The following is a 21,677-nucleotide window of genomic DNA, read 5'->3' as shown; positions in this document are numbered from 1 at the left end:
CCGAGGGGCTGGCGTTGTTCGACGCGGCATGCGAGTCGGGTGAGGCGCATCTGCTGCCGATCCGGCTCGACGTCCGGGCGCTGCGGCGACGGGCCGACGACGGGGAACCCGTACCTGCGTTGCTGCGCGGGCTGTTCCGCGGGCCGGTGCGCCGTGCCGCCGCGCGCGAGGGGGCGGAGCCGCAGGGCGGGTCCCTGGCCGCCCGGCTGGGCGACTTGGAGCCTGCCGAGCGTGTGGAGGTGGTGCTGGGCCTGGTGCGGGAGCACACCGCAGCGATCCTCGGATACGCGGGCGCGGGCTGCGTCGAGGCGGAGCTCAGCTTCAAGGACCTGGGCTTCGACTCGCTGACGGGTATCGAGCTGCGCAACCGGCTCAACACGGCCACCGGGCTGCGACTGCCCGCCACGCTGGTGTTCGACCACCCAAGCCCGGTCGAGCTGGCCCGGCACATCGTCACCGAGGCCCTCGGCGACGAGCCCGGCCCGGTGGCTGGCTTGGAGTGGCAAGGTCCCCAGGACGAGGACACGGACGCGGTGGCCGTCGTGGCCATGGCCTGCCGCTATCCGGGCGGGGTGCGTACCCCGGAGGACCTGTGGCGGCTCGTGCACTCCGGCGGAGACGCTATCTCTAAGTTCCCGGACGACCGCGGCTGGGACACGGAGGCGCTGTACCACCCGGACCCGGACCACCCCGGCACGACGTACGCGGTGGAAGGCGGATTCCTGTACGACGCGGCCGAGTTCGACGCGGGTTTCTTCGGGATTTCACCGCGCGAGGCCCTGGCCATGGACCCGCAGCAGCGGCTCCTCCTGGAGACCTCCTGGGAGGCCGTGGAACGGGCCGGCATCGACCCGCGCACCCTGCGCGGCAGCCGTACGGGCGTCTTCGCCGGAGTCATGTACCACGACTACGGCACACAGGTCACCGAGGTGCCGGAGGGTCTGGAGGCGTTCCTCGGCAACGGCAGTTCCGGCAGCATCGCCTCCGGCCGGGTGGCGTACCACCTGGGACTGGAGGGGCCGGCGATCACCATCGACACCGCCTGTTCCTCCTCGCTGGTCGCCCTGCATCTGGCCGCGCAGTCGCTGCGCAACGGCGAGTGCTCCCTGGCGCTCGCCGGTGGTGTGACCGTCATGACCACACCCGGCACCTTCATCGGGTTCAGCCGGCAGCGCGGTCTGGCCCGCGACGGGCGCTGCAAAGCGTTCGGGGACTCCGCGGACGGCACCGGCTGGGGCGAGGGCGTGGGTCTGCTGTTGCTGGAGCGGCTGTCGGACGCCCGCCGCAACGGCCACCCGGTACTGGCGGTGGTGCGTGGCAGCGCGGTGAACCAGGACGGCGCGAGCAACGGCCTCACCGCCCCGAACGGGCCCGCGCAGGAGCGCGTGATCCGCCAGGCCCTCGCCAGTGCCGGGCTGACCGGCGCGGACGTCGACGTCGTCGAGGCCCACGGCACCGGCACGACCCTCGGCGACCCCATCGAGGCACAGGCCCTCCTCGCCACCTACGGCCAGGACCACACTCCCGAACAGCCCCTCTGGCTCGGCTCGCTGAAGTCCAACATCGGACACACCCAGGCCGCAGCCGGCGTCGGCGGAGTCATCAAGATGGTCATGGCCATGCGCCACGGCCTCCTCCCCCGCACCCTCCACGTCGACACACCCTCCACCCACGTCGACTGGGACTCCGGCGCCGTGTCCCTGCTGTCGGAGACCACCGAATGGCCGGACACGGGCCGTGCGCTTCGCGCGGCTGTCTCCTCCTTCGGTATCAGCGGGACCAACGCCCATGTCGTGCTAGAGCACGCCGAGACGGACGACAACCCGGCCACGGAAAGCGAACCGGGTGGCGTCGTCCTGCCATGGGTGCTGTCTGGCAAGAGTGCGGCGGCCTTGCGCGCGCAGGCAGCCATGCTGCGGGACTTCGTACAGGAGCGGCCGGAGCTGACCGCCGCGCAGGTCGGGCTGTCGCTGGCCACGACTCGGTCGGCGTTCGGGCACCGGGGTGCCGTGCTGGCCGATGACCCGGCGGACCGGCTCGCGGCTCTGGACGCGCTGGCCCGTGGCGAGGACTCGCCGTTCGTGGTGCGGGGTGCGGGCACAACCGGCCACAAGGTCGCCTTCCTGTTCTCCGGGCAGGGCACCCAGCGGGCCGGGATGTGCCGGGAGCTGTACGCCTCCTCCGAGGTGTTCGCCGAGGCCTTCGACGAGGTCTGCGCACACTTCGGTCCGTTGCTGGAACGGCCCCTGGCCGATGTGGTGTTCGCCGAGTCCGGCACCCCGAACGCGGAGCTGCTGGACCGTACCGAGTACGCGCAGCCCGCGCTGTTCGCCGTAGAGGTTGCGCTGTTCCGGCAGTTGGAGGCGTGGGGGCTGCGGCCGGAGCTGCTGGCGGGGCACTCGATCGGTGAACTGGCTGCGGCGCATGTCGCCGGGGTCTTCGATCTGCCCGACGGGGCCAGGCTGGTGGCGGCGCGCGGCCGGCTGATGCAGTCGCTGCCCGCCGACGGGTCCATGGCCTCGCTGCAGGCGGCTGAGGACGAGGTGCTGCCGCTGCTGGCCGGGCGGACGCACGAGTTGGGGATCGCCGCGGTCAACGGGCCTTCGGCCGTGGTTGTCTCGGGCCGCGCGAGTGCCGTCGAGGAGATTGCCGCCCACTTCGCAGGTCTGGGCCGCAGGACCCGGCGGCTGCGGGTCAGTCACGCCTTCCACTCGCCGCTGCTGGACCCGGTGCTGGAGGAGTTCGCGGCGGTCGCGCGTGAGGTGTCGTACCGGTCGCCGGAGATCCTCGTCGTCTCCGACGTCACCGGGGAGACGGCTGCTGACGGACTGCTGGAGGACCCCGGCTACTGGGTGCGGCACGCGCGGGAGGCGGTCCGTTTCGCCGATCAGCTCACGCATCTGGAGAAGGAGGGCGTAACCGCGTACGTCGAGGTCGGCCCGGACGCCGTGCTGGCCCCGATGGCCCGCGAGAGCCTGGGCAGTCATGCGCTGGTGGTGCCCGTCCAGCGGCGCGACCGTGCCGACGCCGTCGCGCTGGGCACAGCCGTCGCCGAGCTGCATGTCCATGGGGTGTCCCCGGACTGGAAAGCGGTGTTCGCCCTCACCGGCGCCCGTACGGTCGAGCTGCCGACGTACGCCTTCCAGCGCAGCGCGTACTGGCTGCCGTCGGAGCCGGCCGTGTCGCAGGCCTCCACGCCGACGGCCCGCGGCGGTGATCTGGAGCGGCGCTTCTGGCAGGCCGTCGAAAGCCGGGATCCCGATGCCCTGGCCTCGCTGCTCGACGTCGACTCCGCCCGGGAGGCCGACTCCCTCGACGCCGTGCTGTCGCTGCTGTCGGCGTGGGACCACGGCAGGGCTGCGGCCGGCACGCCGGAGGACGCCCCGGAGCCCGAGGACGACGGGGACCTGGCACAGGCCATGGCCGGGGCGTCCGAGCAGGAACGGCCCGCGCTGCTGCTGAACGCGGTGCTGTCCGCCGCGTCCGCGGTGCTCGGGCACGCAGACCCGTACGCGCTGCCGACCGACCAGGACTTCCTCGACGCCGGTTTCGCCTCGCTGACCGCGGTGGAGCTGAGCGGACGGCTCACCAAGGTCACCGGCATCGATCTGCCGCCCACGCTGATCTACGACCACCCCACGCCGGCGGAACTCGCCGCGCATCTGCACGAGGAGATGAAGAGGACCGCGTCATGACCCCCACACGTACCGAGAGCCCCTGGATCCGCCGCTACCAGCCGGCGCCCGCCGACGCCGTCACCCTGGTCTGCTTCCCGCACGCCGGCGGCTCAGCCACGTCGTTCCACCCGCTGTCCCAGGCGCTGGCCGGGCGGCTGGACGTGGTGGCCGTGCAGTATCCGGGCCGTCAGGACCGGCATCGGGAGCCCCCGTTCGAGGATCTGCACGAGCTGGCCGACGCCGCGTTCGAAGCGGTCGTCGAGGCCGTGGGCACCGACCTGCCGCTCGCCCTGTTCGGGCACAGCATGGGCGCGTCCGTCGCCTTCGAGGTGGCCTCGCGGCTGGAGCAGCGGGCCGGTGTGAAGCCCGTGACCCTGTTCGTGTCGGGGCGCCGGGCGCCGTCCCGGCACCGCAGCGAGGATCTGCACCGCAAGGGCGACGACACTCTGCTGCGGGAGATCCGCGCCCTGGACGGCACCGCGCAGGCGGCGCTGGACGACGAGGACATCGTGCGGATGTTCCTGCCGTCCCTGCGGGCCGACTATAAGGCGATCGAGCGGTACCGCGGCGCGCCGGGCGCGACGGTCGGCTGCCCCGTCGTTGCGTTGACCGGTGACGCCGACCCGAAGACCACCGTCGAGGAGGCTGGGGCCTGGCAGGCGCACACCACCGGCCCCTTCGACCTGCGGGTCTTCCACGGCGGTCACTTCTTCGTCTCGGAACGGCTCGACGCCGTCGCCCAGGTGCTGTCCAGGCAGCTGGACCGGTTCCGGTGAGCACGGCCGCGCCGACCGCCCACCCGCGCCTGCCTGGGGTCGCAAGGGGTCGGCTAGGGGTTATCCGGGTTGGGAGGTGCACATAGCGTGACCGCGAATTCACCGTTCTCCACGGCTTCCACGGCCACAACGACATCCAACGCACTGATTTCCACTGCATTTGGGGGAGCCTGAACCATGACCGAACCGCAGACGTGGCGGGTCCTCGGCAACGCGGACGCGCACGAGTTGGTGCTCGCCGTGGACTTCGACGCCACCGGCCGCGCCGAGGGCCGCTTCACCGATCTCGCGGCGGGTCTGGCCGACCTGCCCTTCTCGATCTGGGAGACGGTTCCCCAGGAGGCGGGCACCGGTACCGGTGGTACCGGTCCCGTCGAGCGGTGGCTGGAGGAGGTGGCGGCCGACGGCCGCCCGGTCCGCGCGGTGTTCGGCTTCTGCGTCGGCGGCGTCTACGCGGGCGCGATCGCGCAGCGCGTCGCCGACCGGCAGGGCCAGGCGCCCGCGCTCGTGCTGTTCGACCCCGAGCAGTCCGGCCCGCTGACGCTCTACTCGCAGTTCCACAAGGTCCTCGACTCCATGTCCACCCTGCTGAGCGACGAGGAGACCGCGCAGGCGACGGCAGAGGCGCGGCGTGCCCATGAGCAGCACACCGAGATGGCCCCGCTGGGCGCCGAACTCCTCGATGTGTACCGGCGTACCGCCAAACCCGTCTTCGACCGGCTGGAGCTGGACGAGAAGCGGCAGGCGGAGTTCACCGCGGTCTTCGCGTCATTCGTCGGCTATCTGATCGCGGCCGCAGCGATCGACCCGTTGCCGGCGTGGCGAGGGGCCGTCGTCGTCACGTCCTCGTCGCCCACGAGCGGCCTGAACGGCTCCCGCGGGGCCGGGCAGGACATCGCCGTGGGCCGGGAGTTGCGTATGGACGTCCCGCATGTCGATCTGCTGCGCGACCCGGGTGTCACCCGCACGGTGGCCGAGATGCTCAGCACGGAGACGCGCGGCTGAGGGGCCGTACGCCTCCGCACTCGCATACCCCACAGGCGGATTCCCGCGAATCCACGGACGCGAATCTACGGAACGGTTGGAATGCCAGAAGCAACGCAACCCCGGTCTCTCCCGGCCGACAGCAAGGAGCACGCCCTCTGGCTCCTGGACGAGCTGGTGCCCGTCAAGGGTGTCAACAACCTCTCCGTCGCCCTCCAGGCAGACGCTGCTCTGTCGGCCCCCGCAGTCCAGGGCACGGTCAACCTGCTGCTGCGCCGGCACGAGGCCCTGCGCACGGTGTTCCGGCAGGAGGAGGCAGGGCTCACCAAGGAGGTCCTCGACACCCTAAGGATCGACGTCGAGCAGCTGGAAGCGGAGCCCGGCGAAGTCACCTGTGTCGTAGGTGATTTCATCGCGCGGCCCTTCGACATCGACGGGCGGCCGCTGGTGCGGGCCGCGCTGGTGAGGTGCACGGACGGTGACGCGTTCTGTCTGGCCGTCCATCATCTCGTCTTCGACACGGTCTCCGGCGCAATCCTGCTGGACGAGTTCACGGCCGGGTACACGGCGCTCGCGGCCGGTGCCGCGCCGCCCGCCGAACTGCTGACCGCACAGTCGCCGTACCGGGAGCCCGCTCCCCGTCCGGCCGCCGTGGAGTACTGGCGCGGGCAGCTGGCCGGGGCCGATGCCGCCGGGCTCGCCCTGTGGTGCGGCAGCGAGGACCTGCCCGAGCCGACCCTCACCGGTGACCAGATCACGGTCGATCTGTCGCCGCGGGCGACCGAGGTGTTGCGCCGGCTGCAGAAGGAGCTGCGCGCGCCAGAGGCCGTGGTGCTGCTGGCCGCGTACGGGCTGCTGTTGGCCCGGCACGGTGCGGGGCCCGATCTAGTGGTGGGCACCCCGGTCAACGTCCGGGCGCGGGAGGCGTCCAGGGCCGTCGGCTACCACGTCAACACCCTGCCGCTGCGCATCGCCGTCGACCTCGGCGACGGCTTCCGAGACCTGGTGCGCACGGCCCGCGACGCGTTCCTCGGGGCGGTCGCCCACGCCGATGTCCCGGTCGACGTGCTGACGCCGGAACTGCGCAGGGACGGAGGCGCCTCCTGGCGCAACACCGTCTTCCGGCATCTGTTCAACTACGTTCCGGACGACGGCCGTACGACCTTCCCGCTCGCGGACACCACGGCCCGCAGGCTGCCCGTGGAGAACGGGTTCAGCAAGTTCGACCTCGAGTTCTTCTTCCTGTCCTCCGCGGACAGAGTGACCATCCGGGCCGCGTACTACACGCAGGTCCTGGACCGGACGGACGTGCAGGGTCTGCTCGAACGCTTCGAGTCGCTGCTGCTGGCGGCCGCGGACGGGCCGAACCTGCCGATGCGCGAACTCCCGCTGGCCGGCGCCTCCGACCTGGCGGTCCTGGCCGCCGCCAACGACACCGCGCGCCCGGTGGAACCGGCCGATGTGCTCACGGCGGTGCGGGAGCGGGTGGCGCTGGCGCCGTCCGCGCCTGCCGTCGTGGGCGGCGGCCTCAGCACGACGTACGCCGCATTGTGGGGGGCCGCCGAACACACCCGGGCCGTCCTAGCGGACGCCGGTGTCGGGGCCGGTGACATCGTCGCACTCGCGGCGCCCCGCGGGCCCGAACTCGCGGCCGCGGCCCTGGGAGTGTGGCTGGCCGACGCGGTGTATCTGCCCGTCGATCCGGAGCATCCCGTCCAGCGTCTGGCGTACGTCCTGGAGGACTCCGGGGCGCGGGCGGTGCTCACGGCGCCGGGCGTGGAGCTGCCCGAGGGGGTCCGGGCGCGGGTGCTGCCGCTGGGGCCGGTCACGCAGGACGGGTCGCTCCCGGACTCCGCGGCGAGTGGGCCCGATCCGGACTCCTGCGCGTATCTGATCTACACCTCCGGTTCGACGGGGAAGCCGAAGGGCACCCTGATCAGCCACCGCAGCCTCGCCAATGTGGTGCAGCACTTCGCCGAGGAACTGAAGGTCACCGCGGAGGACTCCGTGCTGTGGCTGACCACTTTCGCCTTCGACATCTCCGCGCTGGAGCTGTTCCTGCCGCTGGTCTGCGGCGGGCGGCTGGTCGTGGCCTCCGACGAGGCCCGTACCGACAGCCGTGCCTTGCTCGGTGAGGTGGTCGCGCACGACGTCGGCATCGTGCAGGCCACGCCGACGACCTGGCGTCTCGTCGCCGACGCGGCCGACGGCCGCCTCGCGGGCAGGCGCCTGGTCTGTGGCGGGGAACCGCTGCCGTCCGCGCTGGCCCGCTCCCTCGCGGCCTCGGGCGGATCGCTGCTCAATGTGTACGGCCCCTCCGAGACGACCATCTGGTCTACCTCGGGCCCGGTGCCGGCCGAGGTGGCTCGCGTGGACGTGGGCCGCCCGATCGCCAACACCCGGGTGTTCGTGGTCGACCCGGACGGGCGGGAGCTGCCGGTCGGAGTGCAGGGCGAGCTGTGCATCGCCGGGGCGGGGGTCGCCCTCGGCTACCACAACCGCCCCGAGCTGACGGCGGAGCGCTTCGGGGATCATCCGGTGTACGGGCGCCACTACCGCACCGGCGACCTGGCCCGGCTGCGGCCCGACGGCAGCGTCGAGCTGCTGGGCCGGACCGACCGCCAGATCAAGCTGCGCGGCCATCGCATCGAGCTGGGCGAGGTGGAGGCCGTGCTGCTCGACCATCCGGGCGTGCGGGATGTCGCCGTCGTGGTGGCGGAGCGGGGCGGGGCGGATGCGGCTCTGGTCGCTTTCGTGGAGTCCCCAGACGGCTTGGAGGCCGCTGGGCTCACGGCTCATGCCCGGTCCCTACTGCCCTCCGCTGCCGTACCCCAGGAGTTCGTGGTGCTGGAGTCGCTGCCGACCACCGCCAACGAGAAGCGGGACCATCTCGCGCTGACCCGTCTCGCGGAGCAGCGCCGCTCGGAGCGCAGCGCGGCGGCCGAGGTCGCGCCCGGAGCGCGATCGGGTACGGCCGGGCAGTTGCTCGCCCTGTGGCAGACCACGCTCGGCCGGACCGACATCGGGCCGGACGCCAACTTCTTCGACAGCGGCGGGCATTCGCTGCTCGGGGCGCAGCTCGTGCAGCGCGTCGAGAAGACGCTGGGCGTACCGGTGCGGCTTGCCGACCTGTTCGCCCATCCCACCCCGCTCGCCATGGCCGAGCATCTCGAAGCCGGAGCCTGAGAAAGACATGGAGACTGTGAACCCGAAGCACGCCACCGCCCCGTCCGCCGGGACCGTACCGCCGTCGTCGTGGCGGGTCTTGTGGCAGGACACCTTCGATGGCCCGGCCGGATCGCCGCCCGACCCCGCCCTGTGGCAGGTCGTCACCGGGCAGCCGTTCGGCGCCGGCATCGAGTTCCACACCGACGCCCCCACGAACGTCGGCCTCGACGGCACCGGGCATCTGAGGATCACCGCCACCCATGAGGACGGGGAGTATCGGGCGGCGTGGCTGGAGACCCGGCGCGAGGACTTCGTGCCGAGTCCGGGTGGCGCGCTGCGCCTGGACGCCCGGGTGAAGACCGCGGCGGGCCCCGGCCTGGACTGCGCGCTGTGGGCGTGGGGCACTCAGCTGCGGCACCGGGGCGACGAGGACCCGGTGCAGGCGTGGTACCGGGCCGGGGAGATCGACGTCCTGGAGGCGCTGGGCTCCGAGCCCGACTCGGTGTGGGGTGCCGTGCACTCCCCCGAGTGCCACCAGATCCCGTCCCTGGGCATGGGCGCCCGCACCACCACCGAGGACGGCAGTGCGCTCAGCGCGGACTTTCACACCTACTCGGCGCTCTGGCGACGCGACCCCGACTCGATCATCTGGTATCTGGACGGCCGCGAGTATCTGCGGCTGACCCCGCAGGACACCACTCCGAAGGGCTGGCTGTTCGACCAGCCCGTGTACTTGTGTCTGGCGATCATCATCGGCAGCCCGGGCGGCCCGGTCCTGCCGGGCGACCCCGACCCTTTGGCGCTGCCGTCGTCGCTGCTCGTCGACAGCATCACCGTCTCCGAGGAGATTCCCGCGTGAGCGCGGGCCCCGATTTCGACGCGCTCGTCGCGGAGCTGGTCGACCGGGTGCTGAACGATCCGACCGGCGCGCTGGGGCCCTCGGTGTACGAGACGGCCCGGCTGGTGTCGCTGGCCCCCTGGCTGGACGGCGACACCGCCCGGGTCCGTCATCTCCTGGACGAGCAGCGGCCCGACGGAAGCTGGGCCGGGCCCGGCGGGTACGCCCTGGTCCCGACGCTGAGTGCGACGGAGGCACTGCTCGCGGTGCTGGGCCGGGAGGGCGAGGCGCCGTCCCTGCCACGCGCCGGTCTCGCCGAGGCCGCGCGGCGGGGGCTCGCGGCGGCGGCCGCTCTGGTGGCCCAGCCGGTTCCGTCGACCGTCGTATTCTTCATGCTGATCCCGGCCCTGGTGGAGGGCGTCAACGCCCGTCTCGCCGTCCTCGGGGACGCCGCGGCCCAGCCGCTGGCATTGCCGCACGGGTTGACCGACGACGCCTTGCGCGCTCTGCGCGACGGTGCCTGGCGCAATCCGCTTACCGGTCACTATCTGGAGATCGTCGGCCCGGCGGCGGTCGGTGCCGCGGAGATGGTGCCGGTCGACGGGGTCGTCGGCTGTTCCGCGGCCGCCACGGCGGCCTGGCTCGGTCCGCGCGAGCCGGCCGATCCTGCGCATCCCTCGGTACGTTTCCTGCGGCGGGCCCAGGAGCGGGGCGGCGGCCCGGTCGCCGCGATGACCTCGCTCGTGTTCTACGAGCGGGCGTGGATCGCCGGGAACCTGGCGACCGCAGGAGTGCCGCGGGAAGTGCTGGCTCCGCTGCTGAAGGAACTGCCCGGCGATGTCGGCCGGTCGGGCGCTCCCACCGCGCCGGGGTTCGCGTACGAGGCGGAGACCAGCGCGATCGTGCTCGCGGCGCTGGCCCACCTGGGGGCGCCGCAGGAGCCCGAGTACCTGTGGCAGTACGACGCGGGCAGCCACTTCATGTCCACGATCCCGGAGCACGAGCCCTCCACGACCACCAACGCGCACATCCTGGAGGCCCTGGGCTGCCACCTGGCCGGCGGCCCCAGCGACGCCGACCGCTACCGGGATGCCGTGGCCCGGATCACGAACTGGCTGCGGGGCCGTCAGCAGCCGGACGGCAGCTGGTCCGACAAATGGCACGCCTCGCCCTACTTCGCGACGATGCGCTGCGCCCTGGCCCTGCACAGGTACGCCGGTCCGGACGCGGCCGACGCCCTGCGCGGGTCCGTCGCCTGGCTCCTGGAGCGGCAGCGCGAGGAGGGCTCCTGGGGCCGCTGGGACGGCACGGCCGAGGAGACCGCCTACGCGGTACGCACCCTGCTGGAGCTGACCGTCGACGCCCGCTCCGAGGGGGTGGCTGAGGCCGTGCAACGGGGTTGCTCCTTCCTGCTGGAGCACGGCCTGAACGTGGAACGCCACCCCCCGCTGTGGATCGGCAAGGAGCTGTACGCGCCTGCCCACCTGGTACGCGCGGCGGTACTGGGAGCCCTGCTCGCGACCCGGCGACGACCTGGACCTCTCCCAGACCGCCAATAACACAACTCAGCCAGTCTATTAACCTGGTTCAGTTATGCTGTGGCCCGGAATTCGCCGTCCGGTCCCGCCGGGTGGCGCGCAAGGCCGTCACTTCGGAAAGGTCGATCGATGACGTCATACGTCCAGGACACGTGCGGCACCCAAGAGGCCGTCGGACTCGACGACGAGCTGGCCCTGGAGCGTGCTTACGTCGCGAAGTGCCGCGAGGCGATGACCCGCCAGGTGGACGACGCCCAGTACCAGGTCATCGCGGGCGAGGACGTGTCGGGCGATGGCGCGAGCGCCGAGGCGCTGGGCCGTTACCTACGCACCCGCGCACGGCAGGTGGCGGAGGAGCCCGACAGCCCGCTGTTCTTCGGGCGACTCGACTTCGAGGACACGGAGGACGCCGGGGACCACCGGCGGCAGAGGTACTACATCGGCCGCAGGCGGGTCTCGGAGCACCCGGCCGCACCGCCTCTGGTGATCGACTGGCGTGCGCCGGTCTCCCGCACCTTCTACCAGGCGAGCGCCCTGGAGCCGCGCGGAGTCGCGGTGCGGCGGCGCTTCGGCTGGGCGCCCTGGAGCCATGGCGCTCCGGAGGACCTCACCAGCCTGGAGGACGAGCACCTCGACCACGCGCGCGGTGAACGCGACGGTGACGCGGCGAGCGCGATCGTCGCGGCCGAGATCGAGCGGCCCAGGCTCGGCCCGATGCGTGACATCGTCGCCACCATCCAGCCGGAACAGGACAACTTGGTGCGCAGCGAGCTGACCGAGTCGGTGTGTGTACAGGGCGCGCCAGGCAGCGGCAAGACCGCCGTGGGTCTGCACCGCGCGGCGTATCTCCTCTACACATTCCCGGAGCGGCTGCAGCGCAGCGGTCTGCTGATCATCGGCCCGAACCGCACCTTTCTGCGCTACATCTCCGAGGTGCTGCCGTCGCTGGGCGAGATCGACATCGCCCAGCTCACGGTGGAGGACTTGGTGGCCCGGCACCCGGTCAAGCGGGTGGACGGGGATGACGTGAGCGTGCTGAAGCACAGCGACCGTATGGCGACCGTCCTGCATCGGGCCCTGTACGCCCGGGTGAGGCACCCGGAGGAGTCGATCGCCGTCACCGACGGGTCGTACCGCTGGCGGGTCGACTCGTACGACCTGGCCCGGGTCATCGACGAGGTGCGGGGCATGGGGGTGCCGTACGGGGTCGGGCGCGAGCATGTGCGTTCGCGGGTGGTGACGCTGATCCAGCAGCAGGCCGAGCGGCGAGCCGGGCCGAAGAGTGTCACCTGGGCGCGGAAGATCGGCCGTTCGAAGCCGGTCGCCGCGCTGTTGGAGGCCGCGTGGCCGGTGGCGCGGCCGGAGGAGGTCGTGGCCGCGCTGCTGAGCGACCCAGCGGTGATGGAGGAGGCGGCGGACGGCGTGTTCGACGCGGCCGAGCAGCGGGCGCTGCTGTGGGCCAAGCCGCCGAGGTCGGAGCGGAGCGCCTCCTGGTCGGTCGAGGACATGCTGCTGCTCGACGAGGTAGCGGGGCTCATCGAGCGCCCCGAGGGTTTCGGCCATGTGGTCGTGGACGAGGCCCAGGACCTGTCGCCGATGCAGTGCCGTGCGATCGCCCGGCGCAGCGCGTTCGGGTCCATCACGGTGCTGGGCGATCTGGCCCAGGCGACGGCGCCCTGGTCGGCGCGGTCCTGGCAGGACCAGTTGACGCATCTGGGCAAGGAGCAGGCCACGGTCGTCCCGCTGACCACCGGCTTCCGCGTCCCGGCCGCGGTGATGGAGCTGGCCAACCGGCTGGTGGGAGCCCTCGGTGTGGATGTGCCGTCGGCCCGTTCGCTGCGCCACGACGGCGAATTGAAGGTCAGCGAGGTCGACGACGTGGCGGCCGCCACGGTGGCCTCGGTTCGCGCGGCACTCGACCGTGAGGGGTCGGTCGCCGTGATCGCCGCTGACGACGCGGTGGCCGCGATCTCGGCGGCCCTGCGCAAGGCGGGCATCGAGACGGCGACCGCCGAGGAGGTCGGCACGGCCGCCCGGGTGACCGTGCTGCCCGCGACGGTCGTCAAGGGCCTGGAGTACGACCATGTCGTCGTCGTGGAGCCGGCCGCGATCGTCGAGTCCGAGCCGCGCGGACTGCATCGGCTGTACGTCGTCGTGACGCGTGCGGTGTCCCGGCTGGACGTCCTGCACGCCCGGCCGCTGCCGGAGCCGCTCGTCGCCTGACGGCGCCGATGTGACCGAAATTACGGCCCGGGCCTCCCCCGGGCCGTAATTTCTTTACGGCCGTTTGACGAACTCCACGGCGAATCATTGCCCTTGGTTTGGAAGTTGGCCGAATTTACGTTCTCGACAGTCTCGTTTGCGTCAGATCGCTGTGTCGATGATCACTGATCGTTTTGCGGACTCCCTGAAGTTGCAGGATGGTTGAAGACATACCGAAGCCTCGGCAGCATAGGGAGCATTTTGCGGATGTCCATCGTCGGACGGGACATACAACTCACCCAATTGCATGACCTGTTGACCGCACGCGACCGCGGAGCGGGTCCGATCGCCCTGGTCCGCGGCCCTGCGGGGGTCGGCAAGACGGCCCTCCTCCATGAATTCACCCAGTATGCGGCGAAATCCGGGTCGCTCGTCCTGAGGGCGGCCTGCTCACCGAAGGAACGCTCCAACGCATGGGGCGTCGTTCGCCAGCTCCTGTGGCAAACAGGACGATTCGAAGAAATCTCACGTCTCGCGGCCGTCGGCCGCAGCCTCGCGGCGGTCGCCCGCGCCTCCATAGGCGAGCTCGACAAGTCGATGGACGAATTCTGCGCGGCCGTCATGGAATTGGCCGAGGAACTGCCCCTCGTCCTCGCCGTCGACGACATCCACGAGGCGGACCCCGAGTCGCTGGGCTGCCTCGGCCATCTGGCCCGCCGAATGGTCGCCTCGCGCGTCCTGGCGGTGTTCACCGACCGGCCGGGGGCCCTGCCTCCGTACTCGGCCGCGCGCACCGATTTCGCCCGCCAGCCCGGCTTCCTCGAGCTGCGGGTGTCTCCGCTGACCACGGACGACATCCGGCTGTTGCTGACCGAACGGCTGGGCCTGCCGGTGGACGAGGCCAGCGCCGAGGAGTTCCATGCGGCGAGCGGCGGCAGCCCGCTACTGGCCCAGGCATTGATCGAGGACACCCGCAACACCTTGCGGGGCACGGAGGCGGCCGCTGTACGGCCGGTCGCCGGGGAGATGTTCGACTCGGCGGTCGCCGACTGTGCGCACCGGGTCAGCGCCCCCGCGGCCGATCTTGCCCGGCATCTGGCTGTGCTGGGACCGGACGCCCTGTCGGTGCTGCTCGACCGGAACAGCACCCATCCACCCACCCGGCTCTTCCAGGAGCTGACCCAGGCAGGTCTGCTGGCGGGCCCGGGGCTGCGCCACCCGAGGATGCGCACGGTGCTGGGCGGCGAGGTCTCCGCCGAGGAACGGGCCCGGCTGCACGGGTGCGCCGCGGTGCTGCTGCACGACAATGGCGCGCAACCGGCCACGGTGGCCGAGCACATCGTGGCGGCGGGAGGTATCGCGGAATCCTGGGCGCCCCCACTGCTCCAGGAAGCCGCGGCCGAAGCGCTCGCCCACGACGAGTTCCCCAAGGCGATGCGGCTGTTCGACCTGGCCCACTCCATCTGCCCGGACGGGCCGCTGCGGGCGTCGATCCTGTTCCAGCGGACGCTGTCCGCCTGGCAGGTCGACCCGGCCAATGCCATGCGCCGGTTACCGGAGCTCAAGGAGGCCTTGGAGGCCGGGCATCTGATGGCCGCCTCGGACGCGATATCCCTGATCAAGAACCTTGTGTGGCACGGCTATGTGGACGAGGCCGCGGATCTGCTGCGCCTGGTCGATCGGCAGTTGGCCGACGATCCGGGTGAGCAGTACGGGGAGGAGGTCAGAGCGCTGCAGCGGTGGCTGTCGGTGCTGTGCCCGCCGTTCCACCGGCGCATGTTCGGCGATGTGTCCTTGAACGTCGCCGACGAGATCGCCCCGGCGGCGATCGCCGCGCAGCCGCGTCTACACGCGGCGACCGCCCTGGCCGTCGTCCTGCGGGGCGGTGAACCGGAGCCTGCGGTGGTCGGGGCCGCGCACGTGCTGGAGATGTCCAGTGTGACGCCGACGCTGGAGACCATCCCGCTGGCGCTGATGACGCTGTACTACGCCGACCGCACGGAACAGGTCGACGCCTGGTGCACCACGCTGCTGGAGGCGGCCCGGGCGCGGAACATCCCTACGCGGGACGCGCTGCTGTCCTCGCTGCGGGCGGCGAGCCTGATCAGGCAGGGCCGACTGCTGGAGGCCGAGAAGCACAGCGACCTGGCGCTGTCCCGGATGCCGTCGCAGGGCTGGGGGCTCAGCATCGGTGTACCGCTGGCGAGTTCGGTGTTCGCGCTGACCGCGATGGGCCGTTATGACGAGGCGCGAGCCCGGCTGAGCCGACCGGTGCCCGAGGCGGTGTTCGAGACGTTGTTCGGGCAGCACTACCTGTATGCCCGGGGCCATTTCCATCTGGCCACGGGGCGTCTTCAGGCCGCTCTCGGTGACTTCCTGGCTTGCGGGAAGTCGCTGGAGAGCTGGGGGGTGGGCGACAGCACGCTCATCCCGTGGCGCACCGGGGTGGCCGAGGCCCGGCTGCGGCTGGGCGAGCCGGACCAGGCCGTCACCTATCTCCGGGAGGAACTGGCCCGGCATAAGGGCTGCCCGCGAGTGCACGGCAACGCCCTGCGGCTGCTGGCCTCGACGATGGAGCCCCGGCAGCGGCTGCGGGCGCTGCGGGAGGCCGTGGACGAACTTCAGGACTCCGGCAGCGACTTCATGCTGGCACACGCCCTCGGTGATCTGGGCCGTGTCTACCATCTGCTGGGGCAGTCCAACCGGGCCCGGGTGATCGTAGGGCGTGCCTACCGGATGGCGAAGAAATGCCATGCCGAGCCGCTCGCGCAGAACTTACTCCCCGACGCGGAGCGGGCAGCCGGCGGCCGGGCCTGCCGAGCCGGGCACGAGGCATCCGAGCAGGTGCACGACGTGCTGTCTGAGGCCGAGTTGCGGGTCGCCTCGCTCGCGGCGGAGGGGCACACCAATCGGGAGATCGCGCGCCGGCTGTTCATCACGGTCAGCACGGTCGAGCAGCACATGACGCGGGTCCTGCGCAAGCTCAGCCTGTCCCGCCGTGACGAACTGCCGCAGAGCCTGGACTCTATGGGCGGTTCAGCCGCACCGGCAGTGAGTGGAGCCCGCGGATGAGCGTGCTGGTGCGCCAGCGCACATCGTCGGCGTCGATGGCGAGACGCATGGCGGGGTATGTGTCGAGCAGGGCGCCGAACGCCACCTGTGCCTCCATCCTCGCCAGGGGCGCACCGAGGCAGTAGTGGATGCCGTGTCCGAAGGCGACATGACCGCCGGTGAGCCTGCGGACGTCCAGTGTGTGCGGATCGCCGAAGCGCTCCGGGTCCCGGTTGGCGGACGCCAGTGCGAGTAGCACGAAGTCGCCCGCCGGGATCTCGGTGTCGCCGATGCGCAGGCCCTCGGTGGCGCAGCGGAAGGTGGCATGCTTCAGCGGGCTCTCCAGCCGCAGGAACTCCTCCACGGCGCCGGGAAGCAGGGAGCGGTTCTGGCGCAGCGCCTCCCACTGGTCCAGGTTCCGCATCAGATGCAGCACGCCATTGCCCAGGGTGTTGACGGTAGTCTCGTGGCCGCCGATGAACAACAGGAAGGCCATCGAGACCAGTTCGGTCTCGGTGAGCCGGTCGTCGACGTCACGGGCCGAGACCAGGGCGGCGAGGACGTCGTCGGTGGGCGTACGGCGCTTGCGCTCGATCAGCTCGCCGAGGTACTCGATCATCGCGGTCGAGGCGGCGGCGGTCGCGGCCGGCGAGTCACCGGAGACGAGCGCCTTGGACCAGGACTTGAAGTTCTCCTGCTCCTCCAGCGGCACGCCCAGCAGCAGGCAGATCACCCGGATCGGCAGCGGGAACGCGAACGCGTCCAGCAGGTCCACCGTGTCGTCGTCCGGCAGCGCGGCGAGCAGCTCGCCGGTGATCTGCTCGATCTCCGGGCGGAGCTTCTCGATGGCGCGGCTGGTGAAGGCCTTGTTCACCAGCTTGCGCAGCCGCGTGTGGTCCGGCGGGTCCGAGTGCAGCATGTGGGTGGCGAGGGCGGAGGAGAAGGCGCCGCGCTTGTTGCGGTCGGGCTCGTTCTGCGCGAACAGCCGGTCCGTCCTGTTCAGGTCCGTGCTCAGCCGAGGGTCGGCCAGCGCCGAACGCACCTCCTCGTAGCCGGTGATCAGCCAGACCGGCAGGCCGCCGCACACGGGAACCCCGGGAGGCATCATCACCCGGTGCGCCGAGCCTTCGGCGTTCAGGCGCGCGTACACGGAGTGGGGGTCCTGCATGAATGCATCGTCGAGTTCCAGCGGGGCTGGTTCCTGAATCATGAGCACATCCTTGGAAATGACGGCTACGGGCCGTTCGCGGGTCGCGCTGAGCCTACGTACACCCCTGCCCCGACGGTGGTGATCCACGGCCGGAAGAGGGGGGTGTAGGGGCCTGATAGGGGCCGCTCGCTAGGCCTGACAGTCAGTCTCGGCGGGCGGCCCGAGCAGCCGCCGGGCCGGGGAGGTCACCCGGCGGCTGCTGGTTTTCGGGGCGGGGTCAGCTGCTGGGCGCCAGATCCCCTTCTGCGGCCCGGACCTGCTCGGCGGGGGCCTGTGCGGGCTTGCGCAGATCGATGGTGATCAGCAGGCCCGCGAGGAGCGCGGCAACACCGGTGATGCCCGCGGCGCACAGACTGGCGACGGCGTAGCCCTGCACGGTCGCCTCGGTGACGGCCCGTTCGCCGCCGCCGGTCGCGATCCGGTCGGCGGTGACGCTGGTGGCGATGGCGTTGAGGAGCGCCGTACCGATGGAGCCGCCCAGCTGTTGGGAGGTGCTGACGAACGCCGACACTACGCCCACCTCCTGCGGCGGCACCCGGTAGGTGGCTGCGCTGATGCAGGGCGAGATCACCAGGCCGACGCCGATCCCGAGCAGGATCTGGGTGGGCATCAAGGTCGAGGCGTAGGAGCTTTCGGGGGTGAGTCGACCGAGGTTCAGCAGGCCCAGCATCGCGATGAGCAGGCCGGGCACCACCAGCATGCGCAGCGGTACGCGGGGCACCAGCCGGGCGGCGATCTGGGTGGAGGTGAGCACTGTCGCCACGGTCGCCGGCAGGATCGCGAGGCCCGTGCGCAGCGGCGAGAAGTCCATCACCACCTGGAGCTGGTAGGTGAGGATCAGGAACAGGCCGAACAGGCTGACCATGGCCAGGGCAATGGTCAGACTCGCTCCCGCCCGGTTGCGGTCGGCGACCAGCCGCAGCGGCAGCAGCGGGGCCGGTCCCTTGGCCTGGGTCAGGCCGAACGCGACGAGCAGGACCAGAGCGGCGGCGAGGCAGCCGAGGACGCGGGCCGAGGTCCAGCTGTGGGTGGCCGCCTGGTCGAAGGCGTAGACGAGGGAGAGCATCCCGAGTGCGGAGAGCACCGCGCCAGGTACGTCGATCCGCTGGCGGTTGGCGGGCATGGCCGGCAGCAGCAGCCAGGCCCCGGCCACCACGACCGCGCCGATCGGGACATTGACGTAGAAGCACCAGCGCCAGTCGAGCCACTCGGTGATCACACCACCGCCGAGCAGTCCGATGGCGCCGCCCGCGCTGGCGACCGAGCTGAAGACACCGAACGCCTTGGCGCGTTCACGCGGTTCGGTGAAGGTGGTGGCGAGCATGGCCAGGGTCGAGGGGACGAGCAGCGCGGCGAACACGCCCTGGGCCGCGCGGGCGGCGACGAGGACCTCGGCGTTCGGCGCGGCGCCGCCCGCCACCGACGCGGCGGCGAAGCCGATGGACCCGGCCATGAACGCGCGCTTACGGCCGATGAGATCGCCGACGCGTCCGCCAAGCAGCAGCAGCGCGCCGAAGGCGAGGGTGTAGGCGGTCACCACCCACTGCCGGCTCGCGTCCGACATCCCGGTGTCCTGCTGGGCCCAGGGCAGGGCGATGTTCACGATGGTCATGTCCAGCATGACCATCAGCTGGGCCAGGGCAATCACCCCCAGCCCCCACCACCGGTAGCGCACCGACCTCTCGGTGGAGGCCGCTGTTGCCTGTGCCATGTCCTGCCCGTCCTTCCGTCAGCGCGGGCGGCAGCCCGTCCGTCTTCCGCGCTGGACACTAGGGCAGATTTCTTAACCAGGTCAATTCACGGACTTAGTCACGTGATTGCCTTGGTAAGTGATGTGCTAGGATGGCGTGGTGAATGCGCCGATGGGCTTGCGGGAGCGCAAGAAACAGCGAACGCGAGAGACGATCTCCGACACGGCGATCACCCTCTTCCTGAAGCACGGGTTCGATCAGGTCTCGGTCGTCGACATCGCGGCGGTCGCCGAGGTCTCCAAACCCACGTTGTTCAAGTACTTCCCCACCAAGGAAGACCTGGTCGTCCACCGCTTCGCCGACCATCAGACGGTGGCCAGCAGCGTCGTGGCCGAGCGGCCGCCGGGGGTGTCCGCGATCGACGCGCTGCACCAGCACTTCCTGGACGGGCTGGCGGCCCGGGACCCCATCACAGGGCTCAACGACGACGAGGACGTCCTGGCCTTTCACCACCTCGTGTACTCCACGCCGAGCCTGGTGGCGCGCGTCAGCAAGTACCTGGCCCAGGCCGAGGAGGCGCTGGCCGAGACCCTGACTGACGCGCTCGACTCGGACCGCGAGATCACCGCAGCCCTGCTGGCCGGCCAGGTAATCGCCACAGAGCGCATCCTGGCGTCGGTGAACTGGCAGCGCATCATCGCCGGCCGGTCCGCGGACGAGGTCCACCCCGAGGCGGTCGCCGACGCCAACCACGCCTACGCCCTGCTGCGCCACGGCCTGGCGGGCGTCGCGCCGCAGTAGTGACCTGGGAAGCAGCACAAGAACCGGCACGAGAAGTGAAAAACGGCGTAGGCGCCACCTCCGAAGAGGCGGCGCCTACGCCGTGCTCCCGTCCCACGCCGGGTCAGTCCGCCCCCTCCGCGGACTAACCCGAACCGTGGCCGGGCTCACACCCGGGCAGGTCGTTGTGGCGCTCGATGTAGTCGGCAAGCCGGTCCATGCTGTCCGTGCCGCGCTCCCGGAAGGCCCGTGCTTGGGAGGCCATGTCGGCCGAGGACTTGTTCTGGCCAAGCTTGCACATGCCATCGATGCGCCCGATCGAGATCTCGAGACCCTGGATGAGCCGCAGGTACTCGTCGAACAGCGCACTCGCCCTGCGCGACAGGGACCAGGGCTGCTTGGGCGCGAGCCAGCTCTCCTGATCCTCGATCAGATCGCCGAGCTGGCTGGTGCGCACCTCGTCCAGCAGCCACGGCCAGCCCACGACATGACATGCACGGCGGCGTAGGCCCAGGTCGGAAAGTGCGGCTGGGAGGCGTTGACACGCCCGGTCGCCTTGACCACAGCCTTACCGAGCTCCAGAGCTGCACCCTAGGCGATGCCGCCTACGGCGCCCGCACCTTCGTCGACTGGGTCCTGTACCGCATCGTCGCTGTCACCGGCTGTCACTGCGAACAGATCCGCTTCATCGCCCGACAGGGCAAATCCCTTCAGGTGCTTCGCCGCGACGGTGCCATCGAACCTTTCACCGGTCACACTTACGGTCACGACAAATCCCAAAAGGATGAGTGAGATTTTCTCAGAGGCTTTCATTTCCATGAGTTGTTGAGGGCGAGTGCGGCCTGGGCGATGGTGCCGATGCGGCTGGGGCTGAGCGTGACGTGCTGCAGCGCGCGCCAGCGCTGTTTGAGTTCAGCGGCGGCGCGTTCGCCGAGCGCCCGGATGCCGCGCAGGAGCCGGTTGTGGGCGCGGGTGTCCGCCGCCAGGGGCGAGGCGATGTCGGGGTGCGGGCGGAACGGAGTGTGGACGCCGCTGCCGGCGCCGGTGTAGCCGACGTCGGCCAGCGTCGGCAGGCCGACGCGGGCCGCCGCGTACAGGGCGGGCAGGGCGTGGACGCGGGCGGCGCGCAGGTCGTGGACGGATCCGGGTTCGACGTCGGAGACCCACAGCGGAGTGCCGTCGGGGCGGCCATGAACTGGATGTTCCCGGCGAAGTGCCGGGCTTTTCCAGAGTACCACAGGTCGTTGCCCTTCTCCGTGCTCCCGGCGACGCGGTCGCAGGAGATGAGGGTGGCGTCCAGCACCACGTGGCTCATCCGTTGCGCGCGGCAGCGGTCCAGCACTTCGTGCAGCTCGGGGGTCTGCTCGGCCAGGACGTCAATGGCCTCGTGGAGGTATCGGTAGCCGGTGGCCTGGGAGATTCCCGCGGCGCGGGCCAGGCAGTGCACGCAGCCGGCCTCGCGGAACCAGCGCAGCACGAAGACGGCCTGCCGGAAGGGGCCCAGTACACGGGAGCCCTTCGGGGTGCCAATCCGGCGGCGGTGGCCGGCCAGCAGTCGGGCCACGTACTCCACCACGTGGCGCGGGACGTCGAGCATGGCAACATAGGGAACCAACGTGAAGCCTCTGGTGCAGCGGACGATCTTGTGGCGAGAACCGTCCTACCAGGGGCTTTACGTCTGCCCGCCACCGGGGCAGGGCTGCCCGAATCGTCCGGACACCAGAGCCTCATCCGGCTTCGCGTAGATCATTTCGCTGAGAAA

The 21,677-nt window shown here is 71.1% G+C and carries 13 protein-coding genes and 1 pseudogene; 9 read left to right on the top strand and 5 right to left on the bottom strand.

The window, feature by feature from the left end; translation table 11 throughout:
* The 8 genes from ACLIYP_RS10480 to ACLIYP_RS10445 form a co-directional block, all read left to right on the top strand.
* Positions 1-3,695: type I polyketide synthase (locus tag ACLIYP_RS10480; RefSeq protein ID WP_412712860.1), on the top strand; the 3,695-nt coding region annotated here is incomplete at its 5' end.
* On the top strand, positions 3,692-4,453 hold the full coding sequence (locus tag ACLIYP_RS10475) for a thioesterase II family protein (RefSeq protein ID WP_412712859.1): 762 nt from the start codon (positions 3,692-3,694) through the stop codon (positions 4,451-4,453). The genes ACLIYP_RS10480 and ACLIYP_RS10475, both read left to right, overlap by 4 nt.
* A 177-nt stretch (positions 4,454-4,630) precedes the next feature.
* Positions 4,631-5,458 (top strand): hypothetical protein, encoded by an 828-nt coding sequence (locus ACLIYP_RS10470; protein WP_412712858.1) that lies wholly within the window; start codon positions 4,631-4,633, stop codon positions 5,456-5,458.
* Between the two features lie 81 nt (positions 5,459-5,539).
* Positions 5,540-8,623: a non-ribosomal peptide synthetase gene (locus tag ACLIYP_RS10465; RefSeq protein WP_412712857.1), complete on the top strand. Its 3,084-nt coding sequence runs from the start codon at positions 5,540-5,542 to the stop codon at positions 8,621-8,623.
* A gap of 7 nt (positions 8,624-8,630) precedes the next feature.
* Entirely contained in the window at positions 8,631-9,464 is an 834-nt protein-coding gene (locus ACLIYP_RS10460; RefSeq protein WP_412712856.1) for a glycoside hydrolase family 16 protein, read from the top strand.
* Positions 9,461-11,002, top strand: a complete 1,542-nt coding sequence (locus ACLIYP_RS10455; protein ID WP_412712855.1) for a prenyltransferase/squalene oxidase repeat-containing protein — start codon at positions 9,461-9,463, stop codon at positions 11,000-11,002. Before ACLIYP_RS10460 ends, ACLIYP_RS10455 begins: the two co-directional genes overlap by 4 nt.
* A 108-nt stretch (positions 11,003-11,110) precedes the next feature.
* Entirely contained in the window at positions 11,111-13,204 is a 2,094-nt protein-coding gene (locus ACLIYP_RS10450; protein ID WP_412712854.1) for a HelD family protein, read from the top strand.
* 246 nt (positions 13,205-13,450) lie between these two features.
* Positions 13,451-16,255 carry an AAA family ATPase gene (locus ACLIYP_RS10445; RefSeq protein ID WP_412712853.1) on the top strand — a complete coding sequence of 935 codons (2,805 nt, stop codon included), beginning with the start codon at positions 13,451-13,453 and terminating at the stop codon, positions 16,253-16,255.
* Here ACLIYP_RS10445 and ACLIYP_RS10440 read toward each other — a convergent pair.
* Both ACLIYP_RS10440 and ACLIYP_RS10435 read right to left on the bottom strand, forming a co-directional pair.
* A complete protein-coding gene (locus ACLIYP_RS10440) occupies positions 16,209-17,444 on the bottom strand; it encodes a cytochrome P450 family protein (protein ID WP_412712852.1) in 1,236 nt (411 codons plus the stop codon). The two genes, ACLIYP_RS10445 and ACLIYP_RS10440, sit on opposite strands and share 47 nt — an antisense overlap.
* Before the next feature lie 217 nt (positions 17,445-17,661).
* Positions 17,662-19,155: an MFS transporter gene (locus tag ACLIYP_RS10435; protein ID WP_412712851.1), complete on the bottom strand. Its 1,494-nt coding sequence runs from the start codon at positions 19,153-19,155 to the stop codon at positions 17,662-17,664.
* 139 nt (positions 19,156-19,294) lie between these two features.
* Between ACLIYP_RS10435 and ACLIYP_RS10430 the strand changes: the two genes are divergently transcribed.
* On the top strand, positions 19,295-19,936 hold the full coding sequence (locus ACLIYP_RS10430) for a TetR family transcriptional regulator (protein ID WP_412712850.1): 642 nt from the start codon (positions 19,295-19,297) through the stop codon (positions 19,934-19,936).
* 124 nt (positions 19,937-20,060) lie between these two features.
* On the opposite strand, the gene ACLIYP_RS10425 is transcribed toward ACLIYP_RS10430, so the two are convergent.
* The 3 genes and pseudogenes from ACLIYP_RS10425 to ACLIYP_RS10415 all read right to left on the bottom strand — a co-directional run bounded on the left by ACLIYP_RS10425 (position 20,061) and on the right by ACLIYP_RS10415 (position 21,530).
* Entirely contained in the window at positions 20,061-20,399 is a 339-nt protein-coding gene (locus ACLIYP_RS10425; protein ID WP_412712849.1) for a hypothetical protein, read from the bottom strand.
* A 107-nt stretch (positions 20,400-20,506) separates the two neighbouring features.
* Entirely contained in the window at positions 20,507-20,734 is a 228-nt protein-coding gene (locus ACLIYP_RS10420; protein ID WP_412712848.1) for a hypothetical protein, read from the bottom strand.
* Positions 20,725-21,530: pseudogene (locus tag ACLIYP_RS10415) on the bottom strand (transposase family protein). Before ACLIYP_RS10415 ends, ACLIYP_RS10420 begins: the two are co-directional and overlap by 10 nt.
* Positions 21,531-21,677: the final 147 nt, after the last annotated feature.

The organism is Streptomyces nanhaiensis, assembly GCF_046614825.1.
GTDB classification, from domain to species: domain Bacteria; phylum Actinomycetota; class Actinomycetes; order Streptomycetales; family Streptomycetaceae; genus Streptomyces; species Streptomyces radiopugnans.
Note: the sequence above shows the minus strand (reverse complement) of the source record. Positions and strands in the feature narration are given on the sequence as shown.

Excerpts from the sequence above, each read along its gene's own strand:
- ACLIYP_RS10475 (WP_412712859.1), top strand. The coding sequence starts at position 3,692 with ATGACCCCCACACGTACCGAGAGCCCCTGGATCCGCCGCTACCAGCCG.
- ACLIYP_RS10470 (WP_412712858.1), top strand. The coding sequence starts at position 4,631 with ATGACCGAACCGCAGACGTGGCGGGTCCTCGGCAACGCGGACGCGCAC.
- ACLIYP_RS10465 (WP_412712857.1), top strand. The coding sequence starts at position 5,540 with ATGCCAGAAGCAACGCAACCCCGGTCTCTCCCGGCCGACAGCAAGGAG.
- ACLIYP_RS10460 (WP_412712856.1), top strand. The coding sequence starts at position 8,631 with ATGGAGACTGTGAACCCGAAGCACGCCACCGCCCCGTCCGCCGGGACC.
- ACLIYP_RS10450 (WP_412712854.1), top strand. The coding sequence starts at position 11,111 with ATGACGTCATACGTCCAGGACACGTGCGGCACCCAAGAGGCCGTCGGA.
- ACLIYP_RS10445 (WP_412712853.1), top strand. The coding sequence starts at position 13,451 with ATGTCCATCGTCGGACGGGACATACAACTCACCCAATTGCATGACCTG.
- ACLIYP_RS10440 (WP_412712852.1), bottom strand. The coding sequence starts at position 17,444 with ATGATTCAGGAACCAGCCCCGCTGGAACTCGACGATGCATTCATGCAG.
- ACLIYP_RS10435 (WP_412712851.1), bottom strand. The coding sequence starts at position 19,155 with ATGGCACAGGCAACAGCGGCCTCCACCGAGAGGTCGGTGCGCTACCGG.
- ACLIYP_RS10420 (WP_412712848.1), bottom strand. The coding sequence starts at position 20,734 with ATGGAAATGAAAGCCTCTGAGAAAATCTCACTCATCCTTTTGGGATTT.